The 11,955-nt window shown below is 43.1% G+C and carries 12 protein-coding genes; 1 reads left to right on the forward strand and 11 read right to left on the reverse strand.

Translation table 11 applies throughout. From position 1 onward, the window contains the following. Window positions 1-245: 245 nt before the first annotated feature. Window positions 246-614: a tyrosine-type recombinase/integrase gene (locus tag Q0A12_RS16415; RefSeq protein ID WP_366031089.1), complete on the forward strand. Its 369-nt coding sequence runs from the start codon at window positions 246-248 to the stop codon at window positions 612-614. A gap of 85 nt (window positions 615-699) precedes the next feature. Here Q0A12_RS16415 and sufB read toward each other — a convergent pair whose 3' ends face one another. From sufB to Q0A12_RS08520, 11 genes are all read right to left on the reverse strand, one after another. Next, on the reverse strand, window positions 700-2,091 hold the full coding sequence (sufB, locus tag Q0A12_RS08470; protein WP_005470231.1) for a Fe-S cluster assembly protein SufB: 1,392 nt from the start codon (window positions 2,089-2,091) through the stop codon (window positions 700-702). A 32-nt stretch (window positions 2,092-2,123) separates the two neighbouring features. Further along, a complete protein-coding gene (gene sufU, locus Q0A12_RS08475) occupies window positions 2,124-2,612 on the reverse strand; it encodes a Fe-S cluster assembly sulfur transfer protein SufU (RefSeq protein WP_291292219.1) in 489 nt (162 codons plus the stop codon). Beyond that, complete coding sequence (locus Q0A12_RS08480; RefSeq protein ID WP_291292220.1) at window positions 2,590-3,834, reverse strand: cysteine desulfurase; 1,245 nt, start codon at window positions 3,832-3,834, stop codon at window positions 2,590-2,592. Before Q0A12_RS08480 ends, sufU begins: the two co-directional genes overlap by 23 nt. Continuing rightward, the gene (gene sufD, locus Q0A12_RS08485) at window positions 3,831-5,150 is read right to left on the reverse strand and encodes a Fe-S cluster assembly protein SufD (RefSeq protein WP_291292221.1); all 1,320 of its coding nucleotides are present in this window, start codon (window positions 5,148-5,150) and stop codon (window positions 3,831-3,833) included. Before sufD ends, Q0A12_RS08480 begins: the two co-directional genes overlap by 4 nt. A gap of 13 nt (window positions 5,151-5,163) precedes the next feature. Beyond that, window positions 5,164-5,937, reverse strand: coding sequence for a Fe-S cluster assembly ATPase SufC (gene sufC / locus Q0A12_RS08490; protein WP_003128303.1), 774 nt, complete (start codon window positions 5,935-5,937; stop codon window positions 5,164-5,166). Window positions 5,938-6,200: 263 nt separating this feature from the next. Next, complete coding sequence (locus tag Q0A12_RS08495; RefSeq protein ID WP_291292222.1) at window positions 6,201-7,445, reverse strand: serine hydrolase domain-containing protein; 1,245 nt, start codon at window positions 7,443-7,445, stop codon at window positions 6,201-6,203. Between the two features lie 45 nt (window positions 7,446-7,490). Continuing rightward, window positions 7,491-8,762 carry a D-alanyl-lipoteichoic acid biosynthesis protein DltD gene (dltD, locus tag Q0A12_RS08500; RefSeq protein WP_291292223.1) on the reverse strand — a complete coding sequence of 424 codons (1,272 nt, stop codon included), beginning with the start codon at window positions 8,760-8,762 and terminating at the stop codon, window positions 7,491-7,493. Continuing rightward, window positions 8,759-9,001, reverse strand: a complete 243-nt coding sequence (gene dltC, locus Q0A12_RS08505; RefSeq protein ID WP_291292224.1) for a D-alanine--poly(phosphoribitol) ligase subunit DltC — start codon at window positions 8,999-9,001, stop codon at window positions 8,759-8,761. Before dltC ends, dltD begins: the two co-directional genes overlap by 4 nt. A 15-nt stretch (window positions 9,002-9,016) precedes the next feature. Beyond that, window positions 9,017-10,216: a D-alanyl-lipoteichoic acid biosynthesis protein DltB gene (dltB, locus tag Q0A12_RS08510; protein ID WP_291292225.1), complete on the reverse strand. Its 1,200-nt coding sequence runs from the start codon at window positions 10,214-10,216 to the stop codon at window positions 9,017-9,019. Then, entirely contained in the window at window positions 10,213-11,730 is a 1,518-nt protein-coding gene (gene dltA / locus Q0A12_RS08515; protein WP_291292226.1) for a D-alanine--poly(phosphoribitol) ligase subunit DltA, read from the reverse strand. Before dltA ends, dltB begins: the two co-directional genes overlap by 4 nt. 11 nt (window positions 11,731-11,741) lie before the next feature. Continuing rightward, window positions 11,742-11,864: a teichoic acid D-Ala incorporation-associated protein DltX gene (locus Q0A12_RS08520; protein ID WP_291292227.1), complete on the reverse strand. Its 123-nt coding sequence runs from the start codon at window positions 11,862-11,864 to the stop codon at window positions 11,742-11,744. Between the last annotated feature and the right edge of the window lie 91 nt (window positions 11,865-11,955).

Raw genomic sequence — 11,955 nt, forward strand, 5'->3', positions numbered from 1 at the left:
ACGTTACATTGGAAATATAAGTTAAACTTTTTATCTATAACTTCCTATTCAAAACGCAGATGGTAACAACTACTTTGTTCTTACCTGCGTTAGTTATAATTCTTTTGTCCATGTAACAGCTTGTGCATCCTGGTTGAAATATTAATTGCTGGAATTGTCGTTCTCCCTTACAACCTTATAATGATTATCGTAGTGACTAGTATCATAATACTAGTCACTTTTTTACCGTTACATCTCTATTCGTTATAAACAATTTATATGCCATCAAGAGATACATTTATGGACTTGAAAAAAATGAGAATTTGAAGCAGATACTACTATTAGTATTCCCAAACAAAGAGAAGGATTTCTGTCGTCCTAGTCAGCCAAATGATTGGTGTGATGTTATTGCTACGAAATATAATTTGAAACGGATAACTCTTCATGAATTTAGAAAAACCCACGTTTCCTTGTGCGCAATGGCAGATATGAAACTAGAGGATATTATGTATCGTGTTGGCCATAAAGATTCTAAAATAACCCGTCAAGTTTATGACTACTTCTACCCCGAACGGGAAGATCGCAGTGCAGATCAATTCGCTCAATTCATCAAAAAGGAAAAATATCTCTTTTAATGTTTTTTGTAGTTAGTAGACTTTTTGAAAAAACAAAAACGCCAGAAACGCTTATATTTAAACGTTTCTAGCGATAAAAATCGAGTTAACCCACAGACCCTTCCATCTCATAACTTATCAATCGGTTTAGCTCGACGGCGTATTCCATTGGTAGTTCTTTGGTGAATGGTTCGACGAAGCCCATGACGATCATTTCGGTGGCTTCGCTTTCGGAGAGGCCGCGGCTCATGAGGTAGTAGAGTTGTTCTTCTGAGATTTTTGAGACTTTTGCTTCGTGTTCTAAGGACACTTGGCTGTTGTGGATTTCATTGAATGGAATGGTATCGGATTTCGATAGGTCATCCATGATGATGGTGTCACATTCGATGTGGGAGATAGAGCCTGCGCTCTTCTTGCCGAAGGTGACTTGTCCACGATAGTTTACAGCGCCGCCGTCTTTTGAAATGGATTTCGAGACGATGGAGCTGGAAGTGTTTGGTGCGTTGTGGATCATCTTAGCACCTGTGTCTTGGATTTGGTTGGCACCGGCAAATGCAATAGAGAGCATGGTGCCGCGGGCGCCTTTGCCATCAAGATAGACACTTGGGTATTTCATGGTTGTTTTGGCCCCTAAGTTGCCGTCGATCCATTCGACTGTGGCGCCTTCTAATGCTTTTGCTCGTTTGGTTACGAGGTTATAGACATTGTCGGACCAGTTTTGGATGGTGGTATAACGGCAGTAGGCATCTTTCAATGTGAAAATTTCGACAATGGCAGCATGCAAACTATTGCTGGAATAGGTAGGTGCAGTACAGCCTTCCACATAGTGGACGCTGGCGCCTTCATCAACGATGATCAATGTTCGTTCGAACTGGCCGGTATTTTCGGCATTGATCCGGAAATAGGTTTGCAGCGGTACGTCGACGCGAACGCCTTTTGGTACATAGATAAAGGTTCCGCCGGACCAAACAGCTGAATTCAGTGCAGCTAATTTGTTGTCAGTTGGCGGTACTAATTTTGAAAAGTATTGCTTGAAGATTTCTGGGTACTCTTTCAAGGCGGAATCGGTATCGGTAAAGATGATGCCTAACTTTTCAAACTCTTCTTTCATGTTATGATAAACGACTTCTGATTCATACTGTGCCGAAGCACCGGCTAGATAGGCACGTTCTGCTTCGGGAATTCCGATTCGTTCGAAGGTTTCTTTGATCTTTTCTGGTACATCATCCCAGTCTCGAGCTGGGCTGTCGCTAGGTTTTTGATAGTATTTGATGGCATCGAAATCGATGTCGGACAGATCTGGTCCCCAGTTTTGCATGGGCATTTTGTTGAAGGCTTCTAATGACTTCAATCGAAATTCCAACATCCATTCTGGTTCTTGTTTGACCCGTGAGATTTCACGGACGATGTCTTCGGTCAAGCCTTCGCCGGTACTAAATACGGGCTGCACGTCATCGTGGAAGCCAAATTTGTATTCTTCTAATTCGGGTACACCCATGATTGTCACTCCTTTGTTTTGCTGCAATTTCTCTACTCTACGTGATTATCCTCGGTTTCTGAGTGTCTGTGACCCACATCTGCTTGCTGAGTATCGTTGGCAATGGCTTTTTCCAAGGCTTTCCAAGCAAGGGTAGCACATTTGATTCGTGCAGGAAACTTAGCTACTCCGCCGAGCATTGAAGCATCTCCAAGGCGATCACTGTCAGAAACGTCATGCCCTTGAACGAGTTCAGAAAATAAGTCTGACAGTTCGCCGGCTTCTGTCAATGTTTTACCAATGACTGCATCACCCATCATTGAGGCACTGGCAGTACTGATAGAACAGCCTTCACCAGTAAAGGCGACATCTTTGATGGTCTCCCCTTCCACAGCGAGTTCGAGATGAATCACGTCGCCACAGGTAGGGTTATTCAATTCGACTTTATAGGTAGAATCTCCCAGTGTCCCGCGATGATGGGGATGACTGGAATGATCTAATATGACTTGTCGATACAAATTATCTAATTTCGTTAGTGCCATGTTGGAAAAACTCCTTCGTTAACTTGATGGCGTCAACCAATCGATCGGCGTCCTCTCTTGTATTATACAGGTAAAAGCTAGCTCGTGCAGTCGCCGGTACGTGCAAATAGTTTAAGAGGGGTTGTGCACAATGATGACCGGCACGGACAGCGACACCTTCCATGTCTAATGCAGTCGCTACATCATGGGGATGAATCCCCTCGATATTAAAGGCGATGACTCCTGTGCGTTTGGCTGCTTCTTGTGGACCATAAATCGTCAATCCATCAATGTCTTGTAATTTTGGCAAGATATAAGCGACGATTTCGGCTTCGTGTTGATGAATGGCTGATAGTCCAATTTCACTCAAGTAGTCTACCGCAGCCCCTAATCCGATAGCTCCGGCAATGTTTGGGGTACCTGCTTCAAACTTCCACGGCAATTCTTTCCACGTGCTTTCTTGAAGATGAACGAAATCAATCATTTCGCCGCCAAATTCCACTGGTTCCATCTGATCTAACCAATAACGTTTGCCATATAAGACACCAATACCTGTAGGTCCGCACATTTTATGACCAGAAAAAGCATAGAAATCACAATCTAATGCTTGAACATCAACTGCCATATGGGGAACTGCTTGGGCGCCATCTACTACTATCACGGCTTGGTGTTGATGGGCTAGTTGCGTTAACTCAGCAATTGGATTGATCACACTAAGAACATTTGAAACGTGGGCAATCGCAACCACTGCTGTTTTATCCGTGATCTGTTGACGTGCATCATCCATGTCAAGGATACCTTCTGGCGTCAACTGAATATATTTCAGAATCGCTTTCTTGCGTTTTGCCAGTTGTTGCCATGGGATGATATTGGAATGGTGCTCCATGTAAGAGATTACGATCTCATCGCCTTCATTGACAAATTGATCCCCAAAACTGCGGGATACCCAATTCAGGCTTGTCGTCGTACCACGAGTGAACAACACTTCGGCTGTTTCTTTGGCATGAATAAAATGGCGAACTTTTTCCCGCGCGGCTTCATAAGAATGGGTCGCCCGTTCAGCCAATGTATGAACGCCACGGTGAACGTTGGCATTGTCTTGATGATAATAGGCAGCGATCGTCTTCAAAACGGCTTCCGGCTTTTGGGTGGTGGCAGCATTATCAAGATAGACTAATGGCTCATCATTGACGACTTGATCCAAGATAGGAAACGCTTGTTTCACTTTTTGAGCATCGATCATGCAAGTAACTTCCCTTCAATAACAGCTACCAGTTCTTGTTGCACTTCTTTCACAGGAATGGCCGTTAAGACAGATCCCAGAAATCCGCGAATCACTAAGCGTTCTGCTTCTTCCTTGCGCAAGCCGCGACTCATCAAGTAGTACATTTCTTCTGGATCGACGCGACCAACACTTGCAGCATGTCCTGCTGTCACTTCATGTTCATCAATCAATAGGATCGGATTCGCATCGCCACGAGCTTGGTCAGACAACATCAAGACCCGACTTTCTTGTTGGGCATCGGCACCTTTGGCTCCTTTTAAAATATGGCCGATACCGTTGAAGGTCAAAACGCCGCGTTCCCTAATGACACCATGTTGCAAAATGTGCCCGATCGAATGTGGTGCTTTATTTGTCACTCGCGTATCGATCCCTTGCGTTTGTCGGCCAGCACTGATAGCAACAGCTTTTACTTCAGAATGGGCGCCTTCGCCAACGAGGTCTGAATCAAAGTCAGCAATCACATCGCCGTCATTCATAACGCCAATCGCCCAATCAACCATAGCGTCTCGTAAGACATAGCCTCGTCGATTCATATAGGTAGTGATATTGACCCCCAATTGATCAATAGCTGAGAATTTGACTTTAGCCCCTGCTTTGGCGATCACTTCTACAACGATATTTCCAGATAGCTTTTTGGCTTGATCCCCTTTGGTTTGGAAACGTTCCAAGTAGCTGAATTCACTGTGCTCATCTGCTACGATCAAGACATGCTTGAAGAAATGCGCTTGGCTGTTGCCATTATGATAGAAGATTGCTTCTAGTGGTTCTTCAATGATGACATTCTTGGGTACATATAAAAATAAACCACTATTCATAAATGCCGCGTGGGCCGCAGTCATTTTGTCTTCGTCCATTGGGACTGCTTTAGTCATATAGTATTGATTGACGAGTTCTGGTACTTCTCTCATTGCGGTAAACAAGTCCGTAAAAATGACCCCTTGATCCACTAGATGTTGCGGTAATTGTTCAAAGACCGTTGTTTCATCAAACTGAACAACCGTTGGATGGCTATCCATTGCATCAAAGGATGGGACTGCCCCCAATCCTGCTGTCGCTGGATCAATCACGCCAGAGAATTCTTGTTCACCGACAAGTGCTGCTTCATTGATATTAAACAAAGGCCAGCGTTCATAACGGACCCGTTCAATTTTTGGAAACGGGAGTTCATCCACTTTTGCAAGGGCTGCTTGGCGGAGTTCCAACATCCATTCAGGTTCTTCTTTCAACGCTGAAAACACGTTGACTTGGTCAAGATAATCCTGTAATTTTGCCATTTGCCTTGCCTCCTTATGCTTCTTCTTCTTTGTAGTCGATCCCTAATTCTTTACTGATTCCAGCATAGCCTTCAGCTTCCAGGCGTTTCGCTAAATCAGCAGATCCCGTCATTACCACGCGACCTTCCATCATTATATGTACCACGTCAGGAGTAATATAATTCAACAACCGTTGATAGTGAGTAATGATGAGCGCGCCAAAGCCTTCCCCGCGCATTTCATTGACCCCTTTAGCGACGACTTTCAAGGCATCTATGTCTAATCCAGAGTCGATTTCATCTAAAATCGCAAATGTTGGTTCTAGCATCAATAATTGTAAGATTTCGTTCCGTTTCTTTTCCCCGCCAGAGAAACCTTCATTCAAATAGCGTTCTGCCATTTCTTCTGGCATGTTCAATAGATCCATTTTTTGATCTAATTTCTTTAGAAAATCCATGACAGAGATTTTGTCCTCTTCATCCCGTTTGGCGTTGATAGCAGCCCGCATGAATTCAGCATTTGTGATTCCTGGAATTTCACTAGGGTATTGCATCGCCAAGAACAAACCTAAACGTGCTCGCTCATCCACTTCCATTTCCAGCACATTTTCCCCATCGAACAAGATTTCTCCTTCAGTGACTTCATAATTCGGGTTTCCCATAATTGCTGCAGATAAGGTAGATTTTCCTGTCCCATTAGGTCCCATGATGGCATGGATCTCACCGGTTTTTAAAACAAGGTCAACACCTTTTAAGATCTTTTTATCTTCAATTTGGACATGCAGGTTTTTGATTTCTAAAACTGACATTCTGTTCCCTCCAGTATCTTTTCTTTCTCACTATTTTAGACTAATTGAGAATGAAGTTCAAACGCAATTGCCTACTTTTTTAAAATTCTTCTAATCTAGCCCCTAGAGATATATTGGAATCATTACAAACTGCTGTGAGGATCCCCTTTGAAAGAAACTAAAAAAAGACACCATCAGCCCCGACGAAAGCATGTGCTTTTGTCTTTAGGAACAGATGGTGTCCTGCTTGAAAATTCTAAGCTTGCGCGAACAAAATGATGCAATCAAAAAGAAGCATCAACATTTGCAAGCGGATGATAGAGTTGATTCATTAATTCTGTGTCGCTTTTACGTCCACGATTGGATAGTAGGATCACGCTTGTTTTGTTGTCTTTAGAAAACAACCCAAACGATTCGAATCCTCCTTTACCACCATGAGCCCGGAAATAAGTCCCTTTGTCATAAAAACCTGCGGCATAGGACCCGCCAGCGGCTGGTTGCCACATTTGCTTCAGTGAAGCTTTATCCAGCAGTTTCCCATTCAATAATAAATCATAATAGCGATACAAGTCGCCAACTGACATATAGAGATTTCCAGTTCCTACCTCAGCTGCCAAGTTGGCTGAGGAAATATTGTTAGGATTCCCGTAAGGATTTGCTTCGCCATCCGTTTTGTAATTGACCGTAGGATGATCCTGCTGTAAAAAGGCTTTATACAAGAAAGATTGTTTCAACCCATTCTTATTGATAAAAAAATCCGTTAACAGCGCATCATAACTTTTTCCTGATACTTTTGTCAAAATACCTGCCAGTAAATTGTAGTTGATGGGACTATATTTGAATGTTCCTTGAGTTCCGGATAAGACGGCATGGGTGGCATCCCAGTCGAGGATCTGCTGCACGTCTTCCAGTCCTTGCGGATTTTCTGAAAGTTTGAGTCCGGAAGCCATCTGCAGCATTTGCTGAATCGTAATGTTGGCTGCGTCAGGAATATTGGGATAAAAACGGGCTAACTTATCCGCCAATGATAGTTTTCTCTCATTGATCGCGCGCATGACCAAGACTGCCGTCAACCCTTTTTGGATGGAGCCAATATTGAATAAGGTCGTCGGGGTATTTTTGATATCTGCTGCCTTGTCGGCGTAGCCGTACCCTTTGTGCAAAAGAATCTTACCGTTTTTCACAATCAGTGCACTGCCGATAAAGCCACTGGAAAGGATTTTCTGATCGTAGCTGGTTCCTTCGGCTGTCACGACTTCTTGATCATCGCTAAGATTGTCATAGTTTTCCGCATCCAACAAGTCCTGTTTCTTGTTTGCGGGTTGTTCCTTTTTGGAGGAAGAGCTTCTAGTAGTACTGGAATGTGTGACTTGCTCGCTGGAAGAACTAGAAGCAGCAGTTGGTTCCGTTGGCAAAAACAAATAGTAAATGCCGATGAGTCCGCCAATGATTACGAGAATATCGATTCCCAGTAATACTTTATGAATATTTTTTTTGCGTTTTGCACGTCGTTTTGTCTGTCTACTCATTGTTTGAGGCCTCCAGCGTTGCTATTTCCCAACCGACCTCTTTTTTCATTTTCCCTGAATTTCTGGTGTTTCTTGTTGCCACTTTTCTGATAGAAAATAATTGTTGATATCATACAATGGCTTTTCTTTGCGGGCAGGGTCCAAAAATGGTTGAATGAATTTGTCAGCAGCCAACCAGCCGCACCAACCTAGATGAATCGTATCTTCCATAAAATAGGGCTGATCGCCTTTTGCTGATAGGTCAGCAATATTCGTGAATCCCTGACTCTTCAATTGATAGCGGATCTTTTGGACAAATCCAGTCAAAACTTGCTTTGGTAAGCCGGTATAGTCCATCCACTTCTGATTGATTGGCGGAATCACAAACAAGACGTCTACATTGTTGCGGGCAAATTCGTTTAGCACCAATTGAAAATCGCTATATTCTGGACCAAAACGGTAATCCCATTTTTTCTGGGAATCTTTCATTTTTTCTAAGCGGCTTGCCAAATTTTTACGGTAAAAGGAATTCTTGATTCCCAAAAAGTTATTGTCGGTTTCTGCTTTTCCTTCATTATCGGCTACCTGCTCGATTTGAGGGAGATCATAGGTAGAAGGTAATTTTTTCGCTGCGGCAGCGATTTTCGCATTTAAGTTGTGTCCGATGCTAAAACCGCTGAAGAGTTCATCCTCTCGCTTTAAAATATTCCGTTGCAGATCAATCTGTTTTTTCTGCCAATCCGTTGGTACCTTGCCGGATTTCACTTCATTCAGCACTTGCTCCGTTAAGTCATTTTCTCTTACTTTTGCAAAATCCAAGAGCCGTTGGGCATAATATTGATCGGCTTCAGAAACTTTCTTTAACGACGCTAACCAATCATAGACATGTTGTTCGGAATAATGATGGTTAAAGTAGTCTTCCTTTAGACCTTTAGGAACAAACCATTGGGGAGAAACGACGAACACGGCTTTCTTTCCCCCTAGCTCCTTCGCCATTGAATGAATGATGCCATACTGGGTCAAAGATTGTGTCCCTGGTGCGCCGATCAAAAATGGCGTATAAGAGCGCTGATATTTCTGCGCCAATACGGAAGGATGCGTGGCACTTACGCGATTGAGTTCCGAGGATCCAAAAAATGGGACGTACTCACCGGTTTTGATGGCCTCATTTTTGATGCGATCACCGCGAAACACCGCATCATTCATGGCTGTTGCCGCTTGAGCGATGACTTTCGGATCGTGGCTATTGATCTTCCAAGGGCCGAGGAAGAGCCCTCCGATAAGTAACACCGCACAAAGAAGTGGACCAAAAGCAGTGAATAATCGCTTTTTCATCATCGGCTTTGCAGTGTATCGACTTTCTCAATGATTTTTGCTGGTGTGTTCCACTCTTCCCGGTCAAATTCCGATACCGGAAAATCAATTCCTAATTGCCCTTCTAATTCAACCAGCAATTGAACGGCCCCTAACGAATCCAGTAATCCTTCATCAAAAAGATCGATCGTTGCATTTTCTTTTACTTCGTCACTTCCTGTCACTGTTTCTAAAATATCTAATACCGTTTCTTTGGTTGTCATCGTTTTTTCTCCTTTTTAGTTAAAGATTAATTTGTCCAAGATTCCTGAAAAAATCAGGAAACTAAAGCAAACTGCTTGAAAGGTCAATACAGTGGACACAGCTTTGGTTAGTTTGTTCGAAGGTAGATTTCCTTGTTTTTTCTTCCAACGGATCCACGCATCATTGCCGCAAATCAACGTCGCATGATACACCCCGTATAAAATGTAATACCAGGTAAGTCCGTGCCAGATGCCCATTAATAAAAAGAGCGCAAAGTAACCAACATTGGATGCCACAACGCGGCTTTTGAAGACTTTCTTTTTGATCAGCATAAACATCAAGCGCATATAAACGTAGTCTCGGAACCAGAAAGACAAGCTCATGTGCCAACGATTCCAAAATTCTTTGATATTGGGGGCCAAAAAGGGTTTATTGAAATTGGCCGGTGTATCATAGCCCATGAAATTGCTGACGCCGATTGCAAACAGACTGTAGCCAGCAAAATCGAAGAACAAGTACAGGCTATAGACGTACATATATCCCAGCAGTCCCCAAGAAAAGAACCCATTGTCTAATACTTCTTTCGTCATGATCGGCAGCAATACTTGGCCTAAATAATAGCCGAGAATAAACTTATAAAAGAGTCCTAGCATGATTTTGGTCACACCTTTGTTTAAATAATCCAGATACACCTCTTTTGTCGGTGGATTCAGCAAGTCTTTCTCGAAACGACGATAGCGATCGATAGGACCTGAAGAAATCGTTGGGAAGTATAGCAGAAACTGAATGTAACGCCACGGATGGTATTCTTTGATCAGCCCATCTCGGATTTCCATGATCATTTGCACCGATTTAAAAGTCAGGTAAGAGATGCCCAAGAAATACACCCATGACGCATGGCCACTAAAAAAGGGACTGACCTTACTTAACGCCAATGGCAAGATGGCCGCGACGACCGCCCCATAAAAGATACTTGAACGATTTGCCCGCTGACGATGCTGATAATAGCCATAGACCAGCAATGTTTGATATACGACGTATCCCATCAGTGCCAGTCCTTGTTGCCAGTATTCTCCGCCAAAGCTTACGTATAATACTGCCAGTGTGAGTAATGTTTGGTACCATGGCCAACGCTTTTGCTTAAAGAGCAGCCCAAGCATCATCGGCAGCAACCCTACCAGCAACCAAATGAAGTAGGTAGGATTTGCATAAGGAATCATATGCGGGAGACTCATGAGGGATTCACCTCATTTATCAGCCGCTTGCGGTCGATTTTGCCATTAGCAGTGTACGGTAATTGCTCAACATAGATAAAACGTTGCGGAATCATATACTCCATCACGGTTTCACTTAGTAAAGCTTTGATTGCTTTTGTTAGCTGAAACTCTTTCTCGAAGTGATGCGTTTCGGGAACGACGTAGGCAATCAGCTGTTCCACTTTCTTTTCTTGGTATTTGGGTACTACGACTGCTTGTTTGACCCAATCATTGTTACTTAAATGGTGATCGATCTCTTCTAATTCCATTCGATACCCATGGAATTTTACTTGAAAATCAATTCGCCCTTCATAATGCAGCAAGCCATCTTCGGTCATTCTGCCACTATCACCGGTCCGATACGCCGGCTGTCCTTCCAGAGTAAAAAATACTTCGTTGGTTTTCTCAGGATTATTCAAGTACCCCTTTGATACACTAGGACCACTAATGACGATTTCTCCTACTTGTCCTTTCGGAAGGAGTTGCTCGTCGTCCATAAAGAATACCGCCGAATCTTCCTTCACATACCCAATCGGCACTCGATCGTATTGTTCCAATAATTCTTTAGTAAGCTGTACACCCGAGACAGCAACCGTTGCTTCAGTTGGTCCATAGGTGTTGTAGATTTTTGCTTCTGGAAAACGTTCTAGCAATTCATGGGCGATTTTTTTCGGTAATTCTTCCCCACAGAATAAGAAACGTTCCAGTTGCGGAACATGCGCCCCATCAAAGGTAGGTTCCATTAGACATAACTTCATGAAGGAAGGGGTTGAGATCCAAACATTGATGTCTAAATTTGGCAAGACTGCAAATAATGTCTTGAAATCATTAACAACAGCTTTTTTTAGAGGCACCAAGCAACCCCCAGATGTCAACGCAGGATACAAGCCCATTACGGATAAATCAAAGGAATAAGGTGCCTGCGCCAAGTAATGCATTCCTTCACGTAAAGAGAAATCCTTCAATGTCCAATTGACAAAACTCAATAAATTCCTATGGCTGATCTGGACTCCTTTAGGTACGCCAGTCGTTCCTGATGTGAAGATGATGTAATAAGGATCGTCTTCTCCCACCGCTTTTGTGTTGCATCTTTCCCGGCCACTTTGATAAATGTCCTTTAATTGCTGCAGGTTCAGCATTGGAATGGTTGTCGCTGGTCCTTGCCATTCTGCCACACTAATGATTTGATCCGGCTTGGCTACCGACAAAATCAATTCGATACGTTCTTTTGGCGTGGTGCTTTCGATGGGAATATATGCCCGTCCCGTTTTGGAAGCAGCCAGAAATGCGATCAGCATATCAAATTCCAGCTCACCATACACCACGATCGGTCCATGGGACTCCACAGTTTCTTCAAGATAAGCAGCTAATTGATCCGAGCGAGCTGCTAGTTGGCCATAAGTATACGTTTGTTGCTCTTCGCGGTAGGCAATCCTCTCTGGATCCTTTTGTGCCCATTGCTCAATGGCGTGCACAATATTTACCTGATTCATGAAAATCCCTCCTAAAATTCATTATAGATAAAGGTGCCGCCTTGCACATTTTTATAATGATAAAGATAAATCAGCAGCAAAATGATACAGAAATAAAAAAGGGTTTTGCCTGCAAAAAAGAGTGCTTCTCGCACTTTTTCGTTTTTGATTCGTTGTTTCACCAAATCCCTCCTTTTCTTGCTCTCTTGATTCTAAAATGAAGGAGTAAATATTTAACCTTGAAAT

It is taken from the genome of Enterococcus sp. (assembly GCF_022711995.1).
Classification (GTDB): domain Bacteria; phylum Bacillota; class Bacilli; order Lactobacillales; family Enterococcaceae; genus Enterococcus_D.

Coding starts and splice junctions, on each gene's coding strand:
- dltB (WP_291292225.1), bottom strand. CDS start 10,216: ATGAGTCTCCCGCATATGATTCCTTATGCAAATCCTACCTACTTCATT.
- Q0A12_RS08480 (WP_291292220.1), bottom strand. CDS start 3,834: ATGATCGATGCTCAAAAAGTGAAACAAGCGTTTCCTATCTTGGATCAA.
- sufB (WP_005470231.1), bottom strand. CDS start 2,091: ATGGGTGTACCCGAATTAGAAGAATACAAATTTGGCTTCCACGATGAC.
- dltD (WP_291292223.1), bottom strand. CDS start 8,762: ATGATGAAAAAGCGATTATTCACTGCTTTTGGTCCACTTCTTTGTGCG.
- sufD (WP_291292221.1), bottom strand. CDS start 5,150: ATGGCAAAATTACAGGATTATCTTGACCAAGTCAACGTGTTTTCAGCG.
- dltC (WP_291292224.1), bottom strand. CDS start 9,001: ATGACAACCAAAGAAACGGTATTAGATATTTTAGAAACAGTGACAGGA.
- sufU (WP_291292219.1), bottom strand. CDS start 2,612: ATGGCACTAACGAAATTAGATAATTTGTATCGACAAGTCATATTAGAT.
- Q0A12_RS08495 (WP_291292222.1), bottom strand. CDS start 7,445: ATGAGTAGACAGACAAAACGACGTGCAAAACGCAAAAAAAATATTCAT.
- dltA (WP_291292226.1), bottom strand. CDS start 11,730: ATGAATCAGGTAAATATTGTGCACGCCATTGAGCAATGGGCACAAAAG.
- sufC (WP_003128303.1), bottom strand. CDS start 5,937: ATGTCAGTTTTAGAAATCAAAAACCTGCATGTCCAAATTGAAGATAAA.